Here is a 21905-nt window from a genome sequence, read left to right as displayed (position 1 = left end):
TTGGCGCTCCCCCTGTGGTTGACGGTGCCGCGGCACGCGGCGCGCGGTCTGGCTGTGGAACCGGCCCGGCCGGGCCGCGAGTTGGCGCGGCGTTACCCTACCCGCTCGGTCCGTGCCCGGCTCCGCTGCGGGGCGGGGCCCGGCGGGCGGTACGAGGACCGACCGTTAGTATCGGCGCCTGCGCACGGTGGTACGGGGGCTGCGCTGTGTGGGGCGTCCTCAGTCTCGCGAACCCGTACCGGAGCGGGCGCAGTCGCGTGAGGGCTGATGCCGAAGTGATCGATCGACGCCGCGGGGTGGATGACGCATGGGTGTGATCATGGTCAAGCGACCGGCCAGGGCGTACCCGCCGACGGTGCCGGACGAGCCGGTGGAGCTGGTCAGCCCGCCCGAACTGCCCCGGCAGGGCGGCGAGGACTGGCTGATGAGCATCCTGCCGATGCTCGGCATGGGCGGTTCGGCGGTGTTCTTCTTCTCGCCGGGCGCGGCCGCCCCGATGAAGATCATGGGCGGTCTGATGATCGTCTCCACGGTCGGCATGGTCCTGGCCCAGATCGTGCGGGCCCGCAAGGGCGGTTCGACCGCGATGGCGGACGAGCGGCGCGACTACCTCAAGTACCTTCAGCAGACCCGGCGCCAGGTGCGCCGCACGGCGGAGAGCCAGCGCGGCGCGCTGCTGTTCCTGAACCCGGCGCCGGACCAGTTGTGGTCGATCGTCGAGGACGGCCGGCGGCTGTGGGAGCGGCGGACGGGGGACGGCGACTTCGCGCAGATCCGGGTGGGCCTCGGGCCGGTGCAGCTGTCCACCCCGCTGGTGGCGCCGCAAACGGCGCCGATGGACGAGCTGGAGCCGCTGTCGGCGGCCGCGATGCACTCCTTCCTGAAGGCCCACGGCACCCTCCAGGACCTGCCGTTGGCGGTCTCGCTGCGGGCGTTCTACCACATCACGGTGTGCGGGGACCCGGACTCGGTGTACGGCAACGTGCGCGCGATGATCGCCCAACTGACCACCCTGCACTCGCCGGACGACCTGCTGGTCGCGGTCGCCGCGGCGCCCGGCGCGGCCGAGGAGTGGGACTGGACCAAGTGGCTGCCGCACAACCAGCACCGCAAGGAGGCGGACGGCGCGGGCTCGCGCCGGCTGAGCGCCCACGACCTGGGCGAGCTGGAGTACCTGCTGCAGGACGAGCTGTCCGGCCGCCAGCGCTTCGTCCGGGACGCGGCGCCCGCGGCGGACCAGCCGCACCTGGTGGTCATCATGGACGGCGCCGGGGTGCCGCACGACTCGGTGCTGGCCGGCCCCGAGGGCGTGCAGGGGGTGACCGTCATCGAGGTCGTCCCGGGTGAGGTGGACGAGCCGAGCGGGCACCTGATGGTGACGGTCAGCCCGCAGGAGCTGGTGCTGCGTTCGGCCTCGGGGGCGACGTACGCCGGCAAGCCGGACCTGCTCTCGCTGTGGCAGTCCGAGGCGCTGGCGCGGCAGTTGGCGCCGTACCGGGCCTCGGCCGGCGGGGACGACGAGCCGCTGCTGTCCAACCTGGACTTCACCGACATGATGAACTCGGGCGACCCGGGCTCCTTCGACGTGGCCCGCAGCTGGCGCCCGCGCGCCCAGCACGAGCGGATGCGGGTGCCGATCGGTGTCGGTGCCAACGGCGAGCACGTCTACCTGGACATCAAGGAGGCCGCGCTGGAGGGCATGGGCCCGCACGGCCTGTGCGTGGGCGCGACCGGTTCCGGCAAGTCGGAGCTGCTGCGCACGCTGGTGCTCGCGCTGGCGATGACCCACTCCTCGGAGACGCTGAACTTCGTGCTCGCCGACTTCAAGGGCGGCGCGACCTTCCTCGGCATGGCGGACATGCCGCACACCTCCGCGGTGATCACCAACCTGGAGGGCGAGCTCACCCTGGTCGACCGCATGCGCGACGCGATCGAGGGCGAGCTGCACCGGCGCCAGGAGCTGCTGCACCGCTCCGGCAACTACGCCAACATCCACGAGTACGAGCGGGCCCGGGCGGCCGGCGCGGCGCTGGACCCGCTGCCCTCGCTGGTGCTGATCATCGACGAGTTCTCCGAACTCCTCTCCGCCAAGCCCGACTTCATCGAGATGTTCATCCAGATCGGCCGGATCGGCCGCTCCCTGGGCGTGCACCTCCTGCTGGCCTCGCAGCGCCTGGAGGAGGGCAAGCTGCGCGGCCTGGACACCTACCTCTCGTACCGGATCGGTCTGCGCACCTTCTCGGCGGCCGAGTCGCGGGCCGCGATCGGCGTGCCGGACGCCTACCACCTGCCGCCGGTGCCGGGCGTCGGCTACCTGAAGTTCGGCGAGGACGTGATGGACCGGTTCAAGGCCGCCTACGTCTCGGGGCCGTACCGGGCGCCGGGCCAGCAGCGGTCGACCGGCGGACGGCGGGTGAACGCCCAGCCGGTCGCGTTCACCTCCGCGTTCGTCGACCTGCCCCCGGAGCCGGTGGAGGAGGAGGCCCCGCAGGCACCGGAGCAGGACGACGCGCTGGTGGACACCGTGCTGGACGTCTTCGTCCAGCGGATGGCCGGCCAGGGCCCGGCCGCGCACCAGGTGTGGCTGCCGCCGCTGGACGAGGCGCCCAGCATCGACCACCTGCTGCCGCCGCTGCAGGTCGTCCCGGAACGCGGGCTGACCGCGCCGGGCTACCCGGGCGGCCGGCTGCGGGCGCCGATCGGCATCGTGGACAAGCCGCGCGAACAGAAGACCGACATCCTGGAGGTCGACTTCTCCGGGGCGGCCGGCCACGGCCTGATCGTGGGCGGCCCCCGCTCGGGCAAGTCGACCGTGCTGCGCACCATGACGGCCGCCTTCGGCCTCACCCACACCCCGCGCGAGGTGCAGTTCTACCTGCTGGACTTCGGCGCGGGCAGCTTCCAGTCGCTGACCGGCCTGCCGCACGTCGGCGGGGTCGCCGGGCGCCTGGACGTGGACAAGGTGCGCCGGATGGTCTCCGAGGTGCACGGGGTGATGAACCGGCGCGAGGAGCTGTTCCGGGCGACCGGCATCGACACCATCGCGACCTACCGGGCCCGCCGGGCGGCCGGCCAGCTGCCGGACGAGGCCTTCGGGGACGTCTTCCTGATGATCGACGGCTGGAACACCTTCAAGCAGGAGTTCGAGGGGCTGGAGCCGGTCATCGGCGACATCGCCCAGCGCGGCCTCGGCTACGGCGTCCACCTGGTGATCACCGCGGCCCGGTACGCCGAGGTGCGCCCGGCGCTGAAGGACCTGCTGCAGAACCGGGTCGAGCTGAAGCTCGGTGACGCGATGGAGTCCGAGGTGGACCGCCGGGTGGCGCAGAACGTCCCGCCGCTGGCCGGGCGCGGCATCACCGCGGAGCGGCTGCACTTCCTGGGCGGCCTCCCCCGGCTGGACGGCTCCTCCTCGGTGGAGGACCTCCAGGACGGCGTGGCCGGGCTGGTCACCGCGGTCGACGGGGCCTGGACCGGCCCCCGCGCCCCGCAGGTGCGGATGCTGCCGGCCGTCCTGGACGGGAACTCGCTGCCGAAGGGCTTCGAGCACCCGGAGCGCGGCCTGTCCTTCGGCGTGGACGAGGCCGAGCTGGCGCCGGTGTTCGTCAACTTCGAGACCGACCCGCTGTTCATCGTGTTCGGTGACACCGAGTCCGGGAAGTCGGCGCTGCTGCGCATGCTGATCAAGCAGATCACCGAGCGCTACACTCCGGACCAGGCGGGCATCGTGGTCGGCGACTACCGGCGCGCGCTGCTGGGCACCGTGCCGCAGGAGTACCTGGTGGAGTACGCGGCCGCCCAGCCGTCCATGGCCGCCGTCGTGGACATGCTGCGCGGGGCCTGCGCCCGCCGCCTGCCCGGCCCGGACGTGACCGCCGAGCAGCTGCGCAACCGCAGCTGGTACAGCGGCAAGGACATGTTCGTGATCGTCGACGACTACGAGCTGGTCGCGACCAGTTCGGGCAACCCGCTGGCGCCGCTGGCCGAGTTCCTGCCGTTCGCCCGGGACATCGGCCTGCGGGTGATCGTGGCCCGCAGCGCGGGCGGCGCCGGGCGCTCGATGTACGAGCCGGTGATGCAGCGGATGCGCGAGCTGGGCGGGCAGGGCGTCATCCTGTCCGGCAACCGGGACGAGGGCGCGCTGCTGGGGACGGTCAAGCCGCAGGCGCTGCCACCGGGCCGCGGGATCTACGTGTCACGCCGTGCGACCAACGGGCAGATGGTCCAGACGGGCTGGCTGCCGGTGCAGTGACCGGCCGCGCGAGCGGGCCTTGGCTACGTACGGTGATCAAAGGGGTCGGACTCGTCGGAGTCCGACCCCTTTGTCGTCCCAGGTGCTGAAACGTTACTTAGTTCTTTCCGGGCGAGGGCTGCGGTTCTCGTACCCCCCTGGGCAGTTGCCGCACGACCGGCTGACACCTCTCGTGTCGTCTCCAGCCCAGGCTGTTGCCTTTGAAAGATGGAATGCAGCGCGGAGTTCACCTTTGATTCATGCCCGATGCAGCCAAAGTAACAAGTCGGACAAACGGCGCCATGACTTTAAGTGATCATCGGATCGCATGATTATGCCCTTCGACGCAACGGATTCCGAAGCAGTTCCGGCGTTGACGCAATCAATACGCCCACGGTTCCATGGCGGCCCGGGAGCGACCGGAACAGACCCGAGCAAACAGCCAGCGGAGGCGATACCGCTCCCGTCCCAGGACCGCACAGAGCCGATCGGAATCCAGATGACCGACACGCTTCGCCCGCCACAGAACGTCACCGCCACGGCGGACGGGGTCGCGCCCCAGCAGCTCAAGCGCTCGATCGGCGTCGTGGGCGGCACCCTGCTCACGCTGTCCTGCGTCACCCCGGCCTCGACGCTCTTCGTGATCGTGCCGCAGCTGTTCTCCAGCATCGGCAGCGCCACCGCCCTGGCCATCGCCATCGGCTCGGTGCTCTGCGTCGCGGTCGCGTTCTGCTACTCGGAGCTCGGCACCCTGATCCCCAGCGCCGGCGGCGAGTACGCCATGGTCGGCACCCTGGCCGGGCGGCTCGCGGGCTGGCTGGTCTTCATCCAGTCGCTCATCGTGGTGATGATCGTCCCCTCGGTCATCGCCCTCGGCACCGCCGACTACCTGGCGCCCGTCCTGCACGTCGACAAGCCGATCGCCGGCGCCGCCGTGATGCTGGCCGCCACCCTGGCCGGCCTGCTCGACCTGCGCGCCAACGCCTGGATCACCGGCATCTTCCTGGTCCTGGAGGTCATCGCGGCCGGCGTGGTGTCGGTGCTCGGCTTCGCCCACACCAACGCCCACCACCCGAGCCTGCTGCACGGCCTCGTCTCCACCGACGGTGGCCCCGCCGGCCCGGTCGGCATCGGCGCCATCATCGGCGCGCTCGGCATCGCCCTGTTCGCCACCCAGGGCTTCTCCACCGCCGTCTACCTGTCCGAGGAGCTAGAGAACCCCCGCCGCACCGTCTCCCGCACCGTGCTGTGGACCCTCGGCCTCTCCAGCGCCATCATCCTGGTCCCGGTCGCCGCCATCACCATGGGCGCCCCCGACCTGCAGACCCTGACCTCCGGCGACATCCCCGGCATGGTCACCGCGTGGAGCAACTCCGCGGTCGGCACCTTCATCAGCCTCTGCATCGCGCTGGCCATCATCAACGCCGGCATCGTCATGGTCATCCAGAACTCCCGGGTGCTGTTCGCCTCCGCCCGCGACAAGGCCTGGCCCGAGCCGGTCAACAAGGCCTTCGGCACCCTCGGCCGCTTCGGCTCCCCGTGGATCGCCACCCTGGCCGTCGGCCTGCCCGGCGCCGCCCTCTGCTTCGTCAAGGGCGAGCTGCTCAGCAACATCACCGGCGTCGCCGTCACCGCGATGTACCTGCTCGTCGCCATCGCCTCGCTGCTCTCCCGCCGCGGCCACCACAAGCACGCCGCCGCCTGGCGGATGCCGCTGTGGCCGGCCGTCCCGGCGCTGCTGATCGTCGTGCTGGTCTACGTCATGACCCAGCTGGACGCCGAACCGCTGCTGTGGACCGGCGGCATCACCGCCCTCGCCACCCTCTACTGGCTGTTCTACCTGCGCCCCCGGCAGGCCACCCGCTGGGTGATCAGCCTCCCCGAGGACCAGCGGGACTGACCCCCCACTCCCCCACACCCACCCCCACACGGCGGTGCCCCGGGCCCTCCCCCAGGCCCGGGGCACCGCCACGTCCGTGGCCGCTACTTCCTGGGCTTCCACTCCGGGCTGGTGGCGATCGCCTTCAGCTGGTCCAGGCTGAGCAGCGGCTTGCCGGTCGGCGGCTCGCCGACCTGGACGAGGATGCCGTTCCGCACGACCTCGGCCATCGGCGCCCCCTTCGGGTTGGCCGTCCCGGGGCCGTAGAGCTTGAGCTGACCGCCCTCGGGCAGCGTGGTCGCGCCCTGGGCCCCGTCCTTCGCCTCCCCCGTCTGCCCGGTCAGCTTCTGCATCCGCACGACCAGCGAGCCGGTGGCGCCGCCCTGGGCGAGCTCGACGTTCATGACGACCTCGTTGCCGTCGACCTTGGTCGTGCTCACCCCGGCGGGCAGCAGCCGGGTGAGGATCGCCTGCCGGTCCTGCAGGGACACCCCGGTGCTCAGGGCCGCGTAGTCGACACCGTCGGGCTTGACCGCCGCCACGATCCGGTCCCAGGACTTGTCGGTCACGATCGCCTTGAGCTGGTCCAGGGTGAGCGGCGGGTTGGGACGGCTGTCGGGCGCGCCCTTCTCCTGCGGCGAGTTCCACTCGCTGAGGTTGATCTCCCGGCCGTCGGGCCCGGTCAGCGACGCCATCCACTCCTTGGTGGTGGCGCGGTGGTCCGGGTACTCGTAGCCCTCGCTGAGGTACAGCTTGGAGCCGTCCGCCAGGGTGGTGACCGAGCAGGCGTCGAGTTGACCGGGCTTGAGCTCGGGGCACGACCGGTCCTGGCTCTGGCCCGGGCGGTGCTTCTGGACGCCGAGCATGAGGAGCGACTTGCCGGCGCCGTCGTCGAACACCAGCTGGGCGCCCACGTAGGTGCCCTTGAGCTGGGGGTCGTCGGTGCCGCGGCCGCCGGCCTCGGTGATCCCGCCCTTGGGCAGCAGGGCCTTGAAGGTGGACAGCACCTCGTCGCCGGAGACCGTCGCGGCCGCGGTGGGGGTGGGGGTGCCCGGGCCGGCGGAGGCCGGGGTCAGGGCGGCGGCCGAGGCGGAGGGGGCGGCGGCCACCGTGGCCGTGCCGCCGGACGGCGAACCGTTGCCCGTCAGGTACACCGCGCCGGTGCCCACCAGAGCCAGGGCGGCGGCACTCCCCACCACCGCGGCGGTCGAACGGCGGCGCCACCGGCGGCGGCCGCGCTGGTAACCGCCCGCGACCAGCCCGGCCTGGTCGGTCTGATCGGGGCGGAAGCCCTCGCCGGTACGGGTGAGGGCGTAGAGAAGATCGTCTTCGAACTTGTCCGGCTCGGACATGGCGGATCACCGTCTCCTTGCGTCGCGGAAGTGCCAGAGAAAGGGGGGTGAGCAGGGCGTTCCCACTGCGCGGAACGCTGCGGAACTTGCGGAACGTGTCAGCGGGCGGCGAGTTCGGCCAGCGAGTCGCCGAGCAGGGTGCGCAGCCGGGCCAGCGCCCGGGTGGTCCTGGTCCGGACCGCGCCGGAGGACAGCCGCAGCACCTCGGCGGTCTCCTCGACGCTGCGGTCCTCCCAGTAGCGCAGCACCAGCACGGCCCGGTCCTTCGCCGACATCCGCCCGAGCGCGTCGAGCAGGGTCAGCCGCAGACTGCTGTCCGCGTCGTGCCCCTCCCGCTCCGGCAGGGTCTCGGTCGGGCGCTCGCCGCTGGAACGGCGTCGCTGCTGGGCGATGAAGGTGCGCACCATCACCGTGTGGGTGTAGGCCGCCGGGTTCTCGATGCGGTTCCGGCCGCCGGTGAAGGCGCTGCGCCGCCAGAGCACGTACATCCGGCTGAGGGCCTCCTGCACGAGGTCCTCGGCGTAGTGGGTGTCGCCGCTGGTGAGCAGACAGGCCGAGCGGTAGAGGTGGCCGGTGCGGCTGGAGACGAGTTCCAGGAACTCGGCGTCCTTGGTCTCGCGACCGCCCCTCGTCCACCCCATCGCCCGTCGCTCCCCCGCGTCCGTGTGCCCCTGACACCTGATGGATGCGGTGAACGGGCGCCGGTGTTACAGGCGTTCCGCGGGTTCTTCAGTCGGCGGACCCGCGGCGCTGGTCGCGCAGCACGACGCCCCCGCCGATCAGCAGGGCGACCAGCAGCGCCCCGGCGCCGACAACGTAGGTGGCGGTGCGGCCGTCGCGGTCGGCCTGGGTCTCGCCGATGCCGACCGGCGCCGGCACGATCGGGGCCGAGGCCAGCTGCACCGGGGCGTCCGGGGCGGCCTCGGACGGCGGGTTCTCGGGCGCCTTGGTGACGGCCTTCACCGGATCCACCACGCCCCAGCCGATGAACTCGTTCGGGCCGCGCTCGGTGCGCTGGGCGGACTGCTCGATCCAGGCCCGTACCTGGGCCGGCGTCCACTTCGGGTGGGCGCCGACCAGCAGGGCGGCGAGCCCGGCGACGTACGGGGCGGCGAAGCTGGTGCCGTTGTCCACGCACTGGCCGCCGCCGGGCACCGTCGAGAGCATCTCGACGCCGGGCGCGGCGACCTTCACGAAGGAGCCGTACTGCGAGAACGGCGCGCGCTCGTTGTTGCGGTCGGAGGCGCCCACGGACAGCACGGTCGGGAAGGCGCCCGGGTAGGTGTCGCCCTCCTTGCCGTCGTTGCCGCTGGAGGCGACCACCACGATCTTGTTCTGCTCGGCCCGCTCGACGGCGGCCTTGAGGTCCGCGTAGCCGCCGAACCGGGCGTCGCCGGCGCCGCGCACGTCCTGCGAGATGTTGATGACCTGGACGTGGTTGTCGATCGCGTCGTTGATGGCCTTGGTGAGGGTGGAGACGTCGCCGTTGCCCTCGCTGTCGTTCTGCCGGATCGCGTAGATCCTGGCGTCGGGGGCCAGTCCGACGAAACCGGTCCGGTCGCTGCGGCTCGCGGCGATGATGCCGGCCACCTTGGTGCCGTGGCCGACGGTGTCGTTCTTGGAGGTGCCGTCGACCGGCTTGTTGTTCTGCTTGTCGAACAGCAGGCTGGGGCCCGCGTCCACCTTGCCGGCCAGTTGCGGGTTGCCGTCGTCCACCCCGGTGTCGATGACCGCGACCCGCACGCCGCTGCCGGTGGTCTTCCCGCCCTGCCACAACTCGTCCAGCAGCAGCCGCTGGAGGGACCACGGCACGGTCTGCACGTCGGGGGCGGGCCTGGGGCAGTCACCGGCGGAGGCCAGCCCGGGCCCGTCCGCGTACGCCGGGGCGGTCAGCGGGCCGCCCAGCACCACGAGCGCGGCCAGCGCCGCGGCCGTCCTACGGAACCCGCGTCCGGACACCCTGCCACCCCTCATGTTCTCCACCCCGTGCCGCGCCACGCGCCGAAGGGCGGGTGCCCGGAAGCCCGGGTACCCGCCCCTGCTGTTCCCGTCCGGGAACGGTCGATCAGCCCTGCCAGAGACCGGCGTTCTTCTTCTCGGTCTGCTGGTAGCTCTGCGCGGCGCTCTCCAGCGAGCTGGAGATCTTGGCGCAGGTGTCCTTCAGGTCCTGGGCGGAGTTGTCCCACTTGGCCTGCTGGGCGTTGTAGCCCTGCTGGGCCTGGCCCTGCCAGCCCTGGGAGATCTTGACGACCTCCTTGCGCAGGTCGGACAGCATCTGCTCGATCTTGTTGGCCGAGTTCTGCACGTCCTGCGACGCCTGGTGCAGGGTCTGGAAGTTGACGAGAATGTGGTCGGACACAATGTCTCCTTGACGAAGATGCGGAGCACCCGGCGCTCAGCCGCGGGCACCCCGGCGGGCGGACGGTCGGAACAGAGTGGTGATCAGCGCTTCGACGATCAGCCCTGCGGGCCGAACAGCGACTTCTGCTCCTCTTCGGCGCTCGCGTAGTGCTTGGTGGTCAGCTCGATCGCGTGCTTGATCGCGGTCAGCGATTCCTTCAGCTTCTTGACGTCCTCGTTGACCTGCGTCTGCAGGGACTTGTAGGCGTCGGCCGCCTGGCCCTTCCAGCCGCCGGTGATGTTGTCGACCGTGGTCTGGAGCGCGGAGCGCTCCTGCTCGATCTGACCGATCGCCGTCTCGATCTTCCCGGCGAAGTCCATCATCTCCTGTGCGGTCACCGTGAACTGGCCGTCACTCATGCTCCACCATCCCCCATGAGACAAACATTGTGTGCACGGAGGGCCCCCAGGGCCCTGCCGCCACATCACCCGTGTGATGTCGAGCAGCACTGTAGTCGGCACACGCAACTCACCCAACATCGAGCGCTGAGTAGTTACCAGACCATGACACTGGGGCCAATTCCGTTGCCGGGCCCGGCAGGTCAGGCGTTCTGCGGCTGCGCGGCGCTCTTCGCGGTCAGCGGCGGACCGGCCGGGACCAGGTTCGACCACTCCTTCGGTACCGGCAGCGGCTGGACGTTCTGGTAACCCAATCGGGCCTGGTTGCCACCGGGTTGGTCGTCCGGGTTCTGGGTCGGCTGGCCCCCGGAGCCCGGGGCCGGGGTGCCCTGCTGCGGGCCCGGCGTCTTCGCGGCGCCGCTCGCACCCGGCGTCGGGCTGGGGCCGTGGCCGCCGTCGCCGTTGGCCGGGACGGAGTAGCGCAGGCCGGTCTCGGTGATCAGGAAGTCGGTGCCGGAGCCGTCGGGCGCGGCGGCGTTGGCGCCGGCCGCACCGGCACCCGGCTGGTTGCCGCCGGGCTGGGTGCCGCCGGCCGCATTGTCCACCGCCCGGTAGAACAGGCCGTGGCCGGGCGTCACGTACGCCGCCCCCGCGCCGTTGTTGTACGCCGCCGGGTAGGAGGTGCCGGCCCAGACGCTGCGCTTGGGCGTGCGCCCGTCGTCGGACATGCCGTCGTAGGTGCTGCAGACGACGAGTCGGGCGTCCTGGCGGTCCTGCCAGTTGTTCACCGGCGCACCGGACTTCATCGGCCAGTCGTCCGGGGTGTCGGGCAGCTTCACGTCGGTGTTGAACCTGGACTGGTCGTCCGGGGTCATGTCGTCGCTGCGCGGCCGCTTGTCCTGGTCGTACTTGTAGAGCACCTGGTAGGCCGGGTTCTGCCGGATCAGCTCCGCCTGGAAGGGGGTGATCAGGAAGAGGCCGTCCTTGCCGACCACGTAGTTGCGGTCCTGGTAGTGCACCAGCCGACCGATCCGACGGTCCGCCGCGTTGCCCAGGTTCACACCGGAGTTGGCGCCCTGGCTGTCGGTCATCCCCTTGACGTCCGGGAAGACGATCGGGCTGGCGTTCACCAGGGTGTCCAGCCACTCCCGCTTGACCCGCTGGGGCACCGCGTTGGGCCCGAAGACCGCGGTGATCAGCGCCCTGCGCTCCTTGTCGTCCGACTTCGGGCCGATCACGTGCTTGCGGCCCTGCGCGTCGACCAGGAACACCGGCGCGGCGCCCCCGGCGGACTGGCCCGACGTGGTCGAGACCTGCTGCTCGTCCGCCTGTTGCACCAGCATCAGCTGGTCCGGGCCGAGCATCCGGTCCTTGGCGGCCAGCGCCGCCGCGTCCGGGCCCGCCGCCACGAACACCGCCTGGTTGACGGTCTCCTGCTTGTCGTCCGAACCCGGCCGGTCGCAGACCGACCACTTCATCGGCCGGCTCGCGTTGTCCTTGCTCGGCAACTTGTCGGGGGCGTACGGGATCCCGATGGTCGGACCGTGGTTGGGGTAGCGGTCCAGCACCCCGTCGTCGACCACCACGACCTTGGCGTCCGCCGGCAGCACCAGCCGTGCCGAGGACATGTTGAGCACCTGGTGCAGCCGCTTGGTCCTGCCGTCCGGATCCGTCAACACCACGTAGCGGGTGGTCGACTGCTTGCCCTGGACGATGTTCTTGCCGTTGTCCCACTGCAGCGGAGCCGCGGGCTTGAACACCCCCCACAGGCCGAACCCGGCCACCACCACCGCCCCGACCAGCACGCTCGGCAGCACCGCCTTCACCGGGCGCGGCGCGTCCTCGTCGCTGCCGCCGCCGGAGGGCAGCAGGAACGCCCCCACCGTGCGTTTGCGCGCGAAGGTGTACGCGTTCAGCTCGTCCCGGCGCGATGCCATCCTCGTCGTCCCCCTCTGTCAGACGTGTGCCAGACGTGGTCGGCCTCCCGTCGGCCCGACCGGCCCCGTGGTCCGCACCCGCCGGGCGGGATCCGGCCCGAACCCTCTACGATGCGGCAGCAGACGGTGAGTACGGTACGGGTACGGTCCGCGAACCAGCCAGCCGGGCCGCGACAACGGATCAGAGAGGGCCACCGGGGGATGCCAAGCCAGACCGCTCCAGAACGCCGCGGTACCGCGGGCGGCGGGAGGTCGCGCCGGTCCGGACGGGCCCGACGCGGCGGCCCGCCCGCCGAGTCCGCGGCCGTCCGCCCGCCCACGACGGGCGGCGCAGGCGGCGCCGTCCAGGTGCGCGTCAACCCCCGACCCGGGCTGCTCGGCGGCCGGTTGAAGCTCCAGCAGCTCGTCCTGGTCGAGGTCGCGGTCGCCCTGGTCGCGGTCGGCTGGACGATCAGCCGCCCGGTCGCGGCCGGCTTCGGCGCGGTCTCGCTGGTCCTGCTGGTGCTGGCGCTCGTCCCGCTGCGCGGCCGCACCATCCCGGAGCTGCTGCAGGTGCGCTCGGCCCTCAAGTCCCGCCGCAGGCAGGCGAAGTCGCTGCTGCCGCCGCCCGGCACCGACCCGGCCCTGGCGCCCGCACTGGAGCTCGAACCCGGGCTGCGCACCTGCACCCACGCCACCGAGGCCGACTTCGGCGGCCGCCCGGTCCGCCGGGAGACCGGCATGGTCGGCGACGGCACCTTCCTCAGCTCGGTGCTGCTCGTCCAGGCCAAGGACCAGCCACTGCGCCCGGTGCGCACCGCGCTGCCGCTGCCGCTGGACGTCATCTGCTCGGCGCTCACCGTGGACGACATCACCCTGGAGTCGGTGCAGCTGGTCCAGCACACCCAGCCCGCCCCGGCCCCGCACCTGCCCGAGCAGTCGCTGGCCGCCCGCGCCTACCGCGAACTGCCGGACGGCACCTCGACCCCCGGACTGCGGCTCACCTGGGTCGCCCTCAAACTCGACCCGGAACGCGCGGCCACCGCCGTCCGGGCCCGCGGCGGCGGCGAGGAGGGCGCCCGCAAGGCGCTCCAGCGGGTCACCGACCAGCTGGCCGGGCGGCTCAACAGCGCCGGGTTCAACGCCACCGTGCTGGACGAGCGCGAACTGATCGCCGCCCTGGCCATCGCCACCTGCGCCAACCCGATCGCGGTGGCCGGGCGCCAGGGCACCGGCAGCGGCGGCGGCACCACCCGCCGCACCCAGGAGGGCAACCGCTTCTGGCGGATCGACGACCGCTGGCACAGCACCTACTGGATCTCCCGCTGGCCGCAGCTCAGCCGCCCCGGCGGCGCACCCGGCCGGATCGGCGCACCGGACCTGGTCAACCTGATCACCGGCTCCCCCGCACTGGCCAGCACCTTCAGCCTCACCGCCGGGCACGGCACCGGCGGCTCGGTGACCGTCAGCGGGCACCTGCGGGTGACCGGGCGCAGCGAGAGCGAGGTCGGCCAGGTCGGCCGCCAGGTGGAGGCCCGGGCGCAGAGCACCGGCCTCGGGCTGGTCCGGCTCGACCTCGAACAGGCCCCCGGCATGCTCGCCACCCTGCCGCTGGGAGGAGCTTCCTGATGGCGTACCAGACCTATCCGGCCCCCGGCCCGCAGCCCGGTACCGAGCAGCGGCGGACCAGGCCGCGGATCCTGCCCGGCTTCGGGCTGCGCGGACCGCGCCGGGAGAAGCACGTGCTGGAGGCCGCCGACCTCGCCGCACTGGCCTTCCCGGTCGGCGACGACGGCGTGGTGATCGGCGTCGACCCGCAGGGCCTGCCCGCGGTGCTCGGCCTGTTCCGCCCCAGCTCCTACGACCTGGTGCTGGTCGGCGGCATCTGGACGGCGCAGGTCATCGCGCTGCGGGCGGCCGCGATCGGCGCCCGCGTCGCGGTAGAGACCGCCCGCGCGCAGCTCTGGGGCCCGATGGCGCAGGCCGCGGGCGGCGGCCAGCCGTGCGTGACGATCCACCAGGTCGGGCGGCTCGGCCCGCAGGGCGCCTCGGTGGCCTCGCCCGTCCTGGTGGTGCGCGACCTCGGCGCCCGCCCGCCGCGCAGCCGGCTCTCCGCCGCGCCCTGGCAGACCACCCTGACCCTGCTGCCCTACCTGGGGCCGAACGCCTCCCGGGTGCTCAACGCGGCCGATCTGGTCGGCGTGCAGCGGATCTCCCCGCAGGAGGCGGAGCTGACCGGCCGGGTGCTGTCCCTGCCGTCGGAGGACGTGGCCGCGCTGCCCACCCTCGGCGACGACCTCACCCTGTGGGCCACCCGGATGCGGCGTCAGTACGTCCGGGCGGTGGCCGGGCAGGCCGAACAGCAGGTGCTCGGAGGCCCGCGCCGGATGGACTGACGGGCGCTTCCGGGCCGGTCGATCCCGGTCCGGAACCGAAGCCGCCTTCAACAGGGGCAGCCGAACGGCCTAGTCTTTGTTGCGGCAACGGCACCGCTGAACAAGCGGCGGCGAACACGAGGGAGCCCTAGTGAGCAGCGATCGGGACGGCGTCTACGTCGGCGACAACGCGGCGGAGGACGACGACGACTGGTCCGACGCGCCCGATTACACTCCCCCGTCCTGGTACGTGCAGTCGGCTCCGGCGGCGCCCGCGGCCGGGCAGGCTCCGGCGGCCGAGTCGGCGGTTCCCGGGGACGGGCCTGCTCCGGCTCCGGCTCCCGTTGCCGCTCCGGCGGCCGCTTCCGCTCCGGCGGGCGAACAGGCGCCCGCGCCCGGGGCACAGCCGCCTGCGCCGGCTCCCGCGCAGGCCCCGACCCAGGTCCCCGCTCCGGCTCCGGCGGCCGAGTCCGGCGCGGCGGCACCCACAGCGGTTCCGCCGGTCCCGCCCGTCCAGGCCGAGGCGCAGCACGTGCCGTTCCCGGCCGCGGTTCCGACACCGGCGCCGACACCGGCGCCGACGCCGGCCGTGACGCCGGAGCAGCCGCACGCTCCCGCTGCTGCGGCCTGGCCGCCCGCGGCGGAGGCCCCGGCCCAGCCGCAGCCCTACCCGGCGCCCGCACCGGCACCGGCGCCCGCTCCGGTGCCGCAGCCGGCGCAGCCCGTACCGCCGCAGAACTTCGCGCAGCCGCCGGCCCAGCCGGCGCCGGGTCCGCAGGCGCCGGGTCCGCGGGCGCCGCACGATCCGCAGCCCGGGTGGGATCCGCAGGCCGCGTGGGCCGCCCAGTCGCAGCCGGGCCAGCCCGCACAGCCCGGCCAGCAGCACCCCGCGCAGCCCGTCCAGCCGGCGCCGACCCTGGCCGTCCCGGCGGCCGGCGTCCAGCCCGGTCCGCGCAGTCGCCCCGGCCGGCCCTTCCCCGGTGGGCCGGCCGACGCCGGGCCGGGCACCGGTGCACCGCCCGGGGGCAGCCTGCTGGACATGCTCAGGGTCGCCATCGCGATCCTGGACACCTCGGGCCGGGTGGTGCTGTGGAGTCCGGCCGCCGAGGAACTGCTCGGCTGGCCGAGCGAGCTGCTGGTCGGCCGCCGGATCGACGAGCTGATCCCGGACCAGGAGCAGGTCGCCCGGATCCGGACCGCGATCCGGGACACCCTGCGCAACGGCCGCTGGGCCGGCAACGCCGAACTGCGCGACCGGGACGGCCTGCCGGTCGCCGTGGACGCCCGGATCTCCCTCCTGGTGGACGGTGACGGCACCCCGTTCCTCCAGGTCAACCTGGCCGAGGCGGCCGCAGTCCGGGCCGTCGAGCGGGACCTCGCGGTGCGCGACGCGCTGTTCGAGCAGTCCCCGCTGGGCATCGCCATCCTGGACGGCGAGCTGCGCTACACCGCCGTCAACCGGACCCTGGCCGAGATGAACGGCGTCGCCCCGGAGGACCACGTCGGCCGCACCACCGGCGAGACCCTGCCCGAGCGGGCCGCCGACGAGATCACCGCGATCCAGCGCCAGGTGCTGGCCACCGGCGAGCCGGTCATCGACGTCACCCTCGCCTCCCCGGTCACCAACCGGCCCGGCTACCGCTCGATCTCCTACAACCGGATGACCGACCGCTCCGGGCGGGTGCTCGGCATCTCCGGCACCGTGATGGACGTGACCGAGCGTTACCGAGCGGTGGCCAAGGTCGAGCACGCCCGCCGCCGGCTCTCGCTGCTCAACGAGTTCGGCTCCCGGGTCGGCGACCTGCTGGACGCCGCCCGGATCGCCCAGGAACTCGCCGGCTCCGTCGTCCCCCGGCTCACCGACCACTCCGCGGTGATCCTGCTCCAGGCCGTCGCCCACGGTGACGACCTGCCCCGGCACGGCCACGACCGGCGCACCTCGCTGCTCCAGCTCGGCACCGCCTCCGTCCAGGACGGCCCCGAGGTCGAGGTGATGCTCCGGCGCGGAGCCCGGATCACCTTCGCCGAGGACTCCGCCTGCGGCCGGGTGCTGCGCACCGGCGTGCCCGAGCTGCTCTCCGGCGCCGACCAGCTGGACGACGTCACCTACCCGGGAGACCCCAAGATGCAGGCCGCCCGCGACCTGGGCGTGCACTCGATGCTGGTCGTCCCGCTGCGCGCCCGCGGCATCGTGATCGGCCTGCTGCTGGTCAGCCGGGCCGGCTACCGCGAGGGCTTCGACCGGGACGACCTCGCCTTCACCGTCGAACTCGCCGACCGGGCCGGCAGCTCGCTGGACAACGCCCGGCTGTACGCCCGCGAGCGAACCGCCGCGCTCACCCTCCAGCGCACCCTGCTCCCCCAGCAGGTCCCGCAGCCGACGGGCGTCGAGGTCGCCTACCGGTACGTGCCCGGCAGCAGCGGCACCGAGGTCGGCGGCGACTGGTTCGACGTCATCCCGCTGCCCGGCGACCGCACCGCGCTGGTGGTCGGCGACGTGATGGGCCACGGTCTGCGGGCCGCCGCCACCATGGGCCGGCTGCGCACCGCGGTCCGGGTGCTGGCCGCCCTCGACCTGCCGCCGGACGTCCTGCTGCGGCACGTCCACGAGCTGGCCGACGACCTCGCCCAGGGCCCGGACGAGGCGCTGCTCGCCACCTGCGTCTACGCGGTCTTCGACCCGGGCACGGCCAAGCTGACGGTGGCCAAGGCCGGGCACATCCCGCCGGTGCTGGTGGTGCCGGGCGAGGACACCGGCGAGCCGACCCGCACCGGCGGCCCGCTGCCCGGCGGCGCCGGCCGGATCCTCGACCTGCCCTCCGGCGCCCCGCTCGGCGTGGGCGGAGTTCCGTTCGAATCCGTCGAACTGAAGATCCCCGAGGGCAGCCTGCTGGCGCTGTGCACCGACGGCCTGGTGGAGTCCCGGGACAAGGACCTCGACGTCGGCCTCGGCCGGCTGATCACCGTGCTCCAGCAGCCGTACGCCTCGATCCAGGCCGCCTGCGAGGCGGTCCTCGACACCATGGAGCAGGGCCGCGAGCCGGACGACGTCGCCCTGCTGCTGGCCCGGCTCGGGCACGGCCAGGCCGGCATCCCGACGGCCGGCTGGACGCTGCCCGCCGAGCCGACCGCCGTCTCCCGGGCCCGCCGGCTGGTCCGCGCCACGCTCGCTGAGTGGGGCGTCGAGGACCTCACCGACACCGCCGAGCTGCTGGTCAGCGAGCTGGTCACGAACGCCGTCCGGTACGCCAGCGCCCCGATCGGGGTCCGGCTGACGCTCGGTGAGACGCTGCTGGCCGAGATCTCCGACCCGCTGCCGGACCCGCCCCGGGAGCGCCACGCGGCCGAGGCCGACGAGGGCGGCCGGGGCCTGGAGCTGGTCCACCGGCTGGCGCTGCACTGGGGCGCCCGGGCGGAGGGGATCGGCAAGGTGGTCTGGTTCGAGCTGGCACTGCCGGGTACTGAGTCCGGCGAGGAGTGACGCGAGTAGAGCCGTCCGAACGTCAGGGGAACCGTGCTGCACATGCCATCGGCCGTCCCGGGGGAGCGCGCGCTCCGGAAGGGGGCGCGGGCGTGGCATTGTGGTTGCGCGGGCGGTAGGACAAAAACCTTCGCCCGATCTGATGTTGTGATGTTGAGGGCGTGTGAACCCACCCCTTGATGATGAATACTCGGTCTTCTCGACATCCGGACGGTCGCGGGTTGGAGGGGTCGGTCCGTTGAACAGCACTCCGGCGCGGAACGCGCCGAGCAGCAGCGGTCATGCCGCTGTACCCGGGCAGGCTGGTTCCCCGGACCTGCCCGTAGCGGCGGTCCCGCCGGGCACCGGGCCCGCGGGGGCGGCCCGCGGCGCCCATCCCGAGGCCGGGGCCGGGCCGTGGGGTGCCGGGGACCCGGGCTCGATCTACGACTACATCCGGGTCGCCACCTTCGCGATCGGCCCCGACGGGCGGATCAGCCAATGGAGCGAGCGGGCCGCCGAGTTCTTCGGCGTCCCCGCCGTGGAGGCCGTCGGCGCCGACCCGATCACCACCTTCGTCCCCCGCGAGCTCTGGCAGCGCGGCCGCGCCCGGCTGGAGCGCACGCTGGCCGGCGAGGAGTGGGTCGGCACCACCCCTTACCGGGACGCCGGCGGCGGCGAGGGCCTCGCCGAGCTCTACCTGATGCCCGACAGCGCCCTGCCCACCGCGGGCGCCACCTGCCTGGCCGTCGACCTCGGCCGACTGCGCCGGATCGAGACCGACCTCGCCGCCTCCGAGGCCGTCTTCGGCCAGACGCCCACCGGCTTCGTGCTCTTCGACGACCGGCTGCGGCTCCAGCGGGTCAACGACGCCTTCGCCTCCGGCATGGGCCTCGTCCCCACCGACCTCGAGGGGCTGACCCCGCACGACCTCTTCCCGCCCTCCGAGGCCGACCGGCTCACCGCCGCCCTGCGCAAGGTCCTCGCCACCGGCGAACCCGTCTTCGACCTGCGTTTCCACGGCGTCGTGCCGACCCGCGAGGGCAACCGGCTGTGGGCCGTCTCGCTGTACCGGCTCAACGGCACCGCCGGGCAGCCGATGGGCGTGGCCGGGCAGGTCTCCGACGTCACCAGCCGGCACGTCGCCGAGCGCGAGGCCGACGGCGTGCGCCGCAACCTCGCCCTGCTCAACGAGGCCAGCGCGCACATCGGCTCCACCCTCGACCTGGAGACCACCGCCAAGGAACTCCTCGACGTCATCGTCCCGCCGTTCTGCGACCTCGCCACCGTCGACCTGTACACCGCGCTGCTCTCCGGCGAGACCGTCCCCAGCGCCGGCCGGCCCGGCGACACCGTGCTCACCGACGGCAGCGGCGAACTGCGCCGGGTCGCCGTCTCCAGCGTGATCGGCGGCGCCTCCTCGGTGCTCGGCTCGGTCACCGGCCTGCCGATCGCCGAGGCCGGCGGCACCCTCTGTTACCCCCGCCGCTCCCCGCACGCCCGGGCGCTGCGCACCGGCCGCAGCGTCGTGCCCGAGCCCGGCCGCGACCCGCTGCTGCGCTCCACCCTGATCGTCCCGCTGGTCGCCCGCGACCAGGTGCTCGGCCTGGTCCAGCTCTCCCGGGCGATCGGCAGCGAGCCCTTCGACGCCCGCGACGTGGCGATCGCCGAGGAACTCGTCGCCCGCGCCGCCGTCTGCATCGACAACGCCCGGCTCTACCGCCGCGAGCACGAGCGGGCGCTGATCCTCCAGCGCAGCCTGCTGCCCCCGGGCAACCCGGCCGCCAGCGGCCTGGAGATCGCCTGCCGCTACCTGCCCAGCAACAACAACACCGAGGTCGGCGGCGACTGGTTCGACGTCATCCCGCTGCCCGGCAACCGCACCGCGCTGGTCATCGGCGACGTGATGGGCCGCGGGCTGCGCGCCGCCGTCGCCATGGGCCAGCTGCGCACCGCGGTACGGACCCTGGCGATGCTCGACCTGGACCCGGCCGAGGTGCTCGGCGCGCTGGACGAGATCGCCCGCGGCCTCGGCGACGACTCCGTCCCGGTCGGCCCGCCCACCCCGTACGGCCGGCTCACCTCGACGGCCGACGAGGAGGCCCGTGAGGTCTACCTGGCCACCTGCGTCTACGCCGTCTACGACGCCGTCACCCGCCGCTGCGTCTTCGCCAACGCCGGCCACCTGCCGCCCGTCCTGCTCAGCCCGGGCGAACCCGCCCGGATGCTCGACGTGCCGCCCGGTCTGCCGCTCGGCGTCGGCGGCGAGCCCTTCGAGGAGGTCGAGCTGACCCTCCCGGACGGCGCCGTGCTCGCCCTCTACACCGACGGCCTGGTGGAGAGCCGCAAGCACCAGCTGGACGAGGGCCTGCGCGCCTTCCGCGCCGCACTCGCCGACCGGGGCAAGGGCCTGGAGGACCTCTGCGACCACGTCCTCGGCGAGCTCGACCCGCACCACGGCGAGGACGACATCGCGCTGCTGATGGCCAAGGTGCACGCCTTCCCGGAGGACGCCGTCGGCAACTGGTTCCTGCCGCCCGAGCCCACCTCCGTCGCCAAGGCCCGCGAGCTAGCCTGCAGCTGGCTGCTCTCGCGCGGCCTGGAGGAACTGGTCGACACCACCGAGCTGCTGGTCAGCGAGCTGGTCACGAACGCGCTCAAGCACGGGCGGGGCGAGATCCGGCTGCGGCTGCTGCGCGAGCGCAGCATGGTCTGCGAGGTCTGGGACGACGGCTACGCCCAGCCCCGGCAGCGGCGCGCCCAGGAGACCGACGAGGGCGGGCGCGGCCTGCAGCTGGTCAGCCTGCTGGCGGAGCGCTGGGGCAGCCGGCGCACGCCCAAGGGCAAGATCGTCTGGTTCGAGCTGGGCCTGTAGTCCGTCCGCCGGGCGTGGGCCGTCCGGGTGCACCGGCCCGGCGGCCCGCCGTGTCGGCGCGGCCCGAGCCGGGTGGGCGGCGTTCGATGGCCGCCATGCGTGTCCGCCAGCTCACCGCCGCAGCCGTCGCGCTGCTGCTCGCCGCCGGCCTCGGCGGCTGTTCCGACGACCCGGACCCGGCCCGCGGCCCCGAGCCCGTTCCGACCCCGGCCGCCCCCACCGCCGGCACCGGCGACGTCCGGCCCGTCGACCGGGACGCCGTCGAGGACGGCGGCCTGCTGCGCTGGGCGCTGGACGGCGTCCCGGCCACGCTGAACGTCTACCAGCGCGGGGCGAACGCCGACTCGACGCTGCTCGCGCACGCGTTGTACCCCTCGCTGTTCCGGCCCGACGAGCGCGGCCGGCTCGTCCCCGACCCGGACTACCTGGCCGGCGCCGAGTCCACCCCACCCGGGCAGCAGCCCCAGGTGGTCACCTACCGGCTGAACCCCCGCGCGGTGTGGAGCGACGGCACCCCGCTGTCGGCCGCCGACCTGGCCGCCCAGCAGGCCGCCCTGTCCGGGCGGGACCAGGCCTACCAGAGCAGCCGGGCGGCGGGCTACGACGCCATCGACACGATCGCCCAGGGCGCCGACCCGCACGAGATCAAGGTGACTTTCCGGCGGCCGTACGGCGAGTGGCGCGCGCTGTTCGGGCCGCTCTACCCGGCCGCCGAGACGGCCGGGCCGACCGCCTTCAACCGGATGCTGACCGGCACCGGCCACCTGAGCGCCGGGCCGTACACCCTCACCCGGTACGACGCCGCCGGCGGGCGGATCACCCTGGAAGCCAACCCGCTCTGGTGGGGGGACCTGCCGAAGACCGACCGGATCGACTTCCTGGCCACGCCGCCCGAGCGGCGGCTGGACGCGCTGGACCAGAACCGGCTGGACGTCGCCCCGATCACCGTGGCGGTGGACCGGGGGGTGCCGCCCGCACCCACGGCCAGTGCCTCGGCGGGCGCCTCCACGCCCGCCGCCGCGCCACCCGCTCCGCCCACCGCCACCGCCGCCGCCGCCGCGCCGCCCGCTGCTCCGCC

At 73.4% G+C, this 21905-nt stretch carries 13 protein-coding genes; 7 read left to right on the top strand and 6 right to left on the bottom strand.

Annotation, left to right across the window (positions count from 1 at the left end; all coding sequences use genetic code 11):
• Positions 1 to 307: 307 nt before the first annotated feature.
• Positions 308 to 4252 carry a type VII secretion protein EccC gene (locus HS99_RS32705; protein WP_030289907.1) on the top strand — a complete coding sequence of 1315 codons (3945 nt, stop codon included), beginning with the start codon at positions 308 to 310 and terminating at the stop codon, positions 4250 to 4252.
• Between the two features lie 478 nt (positions 4253 to 4730).
• Positions 4731 to 6131, top strand: a complete 1401-nt coding sequence (locus HS99_RS32700) for an APC family permease (protein WP_030289906.1) — start codon at positions 4731 to 4733, stop codon at positions 6129 to 6131.
• An 83-nt stretch (positions 6132 to 6214) separates the two neighbouring features.
• On the opposite strand, the gene HS99_RS45420 is transcribed toward HS99_RS32700, so the two are convergent.
• The 6 genes from HS99_RS45420 to eccB all read right to left on the bottom strand — a co-directional run bounded on the left by HS99_RS45420 (position 6215) and on the right by eccB (position 12138).
• Positions 6215 to 7462: a hypothetical protein gene (locus tag HS99_RS45420; RefSeq protein ID WP_050366785.1), complete on the bottom strand. Its 1248-nt coding sequence runs from the start codon at positions 7460 to 7462 to the stop codon at positions 6215 to 6217.
• Between the two features lie 98 nt (positions 7463 to 7560).
• Positions 7561 to 8103: a SigE family RNA polymerase sigma factor gene (locus tag HS99_RS32690; RefSeq protein ID WP_030557096.1), complete on the bottom strand. Its 543-nt coding sequence runs from the start codon at positions 8101 to 8103 to the stop codon at positions 7561 to 7563.
• An 88-nt stretch (positions 8104 to 8191) separates the two neighbouring features.
• Positions 8192 to 9436 (bottom strand): type VII secretion-associated serine protease mycosin, encoded by a 1245-nt coding sequence (mycP, locus tag HS99_RS32685; RefSeq protein WP_030289902.1) that lies wholly within the window; start codon positions 9434 to 9436, stop codon positions 8192 to 8194.
• Positions 9437 to 9527: 91 nt separating this feature from the next.
• The gene (locus HS99_RS32680; RefSeq protein WP_030289901.1) at positions 9528 to 9821 is read right to left on the bottom strand and encodes a WXG100 family type VII secretion target; all 294 of its coding nucleotides are present in this window, start codon (positions 9819 to 9821) and stop codon (positions 9528 to 9530) included.
• Between the two features lie 98 nt (positions 9822 to 9919).
• Positions 9920 to 10222, bottom strand: coding sequence for a WXG100 family type VII secretion target (locus HS99_RS32675; RefSeq protein WP_030289898.1), 303 nt, complete (start codon positions 10220 to 10222; stop codon positions 9920 to 9922).
• 182 nt (positions 10223 to 10404) lie between these two features.
• On the bottom strand, positions 10405 to 12138 hold the full coding sequence (gene eccB, locus HS99_RS32670) for a type VII secretion protein EccB (RefSeq protein ID WP_050366784.1): 1734 nt from the start codon (positions 12136 to 12138) through the stop codon (positions 10405 to 10407).
• Positions 12139 to 12486: 348 nt separating this feature from the next.
• Here eccB and eccE point away from each other — a divergent pair, with 348 nt between their 5' ends.
• From eccE to HS99_RS32645, 5 genes are all read left to right on the top strand, one after another.
• The gene (gene eccE / locus HS99_RS32665) at positions 12487 to 13746 is read left to right on the top strand and encodes a type VII secretion protein EccE (RefSeq protein ID WP_223886064.1); all 1260 of its coding nucleotides are present in this window, start codon (positions 12487 to 12489) and stop codon (positions 13744 to 13746) included.
• On the top strand, positions 13746 to 14513 hold the full coding sequence (locus HS99_RS32660; RefSeq protein WP_030289894.1) for a hypothetical protein: 768 nt from the start codon (positions 13746 to 13748) through the stop codon (positions 14511 to 14513). Before eccE ends, HS99_RS32660 begins: the two co-directional genes overlap by 1 nt.
• Positions 14514 to 14643: 130 nt before the next feature.
• Positions 14644 to 17973 (top strand): SpoIIE family protein phosphatase, encoded by a 3330-nt coding sequence (locus HS99_RS32655; RefSeq protein ID WP_283810027.1) that lies wholly within the window; start codon positions 14644 to 14646, stop codon positions 17971 to 17973.
• A 238-nt stretch (positions 17974 to 18211) separates the two neighbouring features.
• Positions 18212 to 20827 (top strand): SpoIIE family protein phosphatase, encoded by a 2616-nt coding sequence (locus HS99_RS32650; RefSeq protein ID WP_078656316.1) that lies wholly within the window; start codon positions 18212 to 18214, stop codon positions 20825 to 20827.
• Positions 20828 to 20922: 95 nt separating this feature from the next.
• On the top strand, positions 20923 to 21905 hold a 983-nt coding region (locus HS99_RS32645), incomplete at its 3' end, for an ABC transporter substrate-binding protein (protein WP_244916002.1).

Origin of the sequence: Kitasatospora aureofaciens (assembly GCF_001188955.3) — a bacterium.
Classification (GTDB): domain Bacteria; phylum Actinomycetota; class Actinomycetes; order Streptomycetales; family Streptomycetaceae; genus Kitasatospora; species Kitasatospora aureofaciens.
Note: the sequence above shows the minus strand (reverse complement) of the source record. Positions and strands in the feature narration are given on the sequence as shown.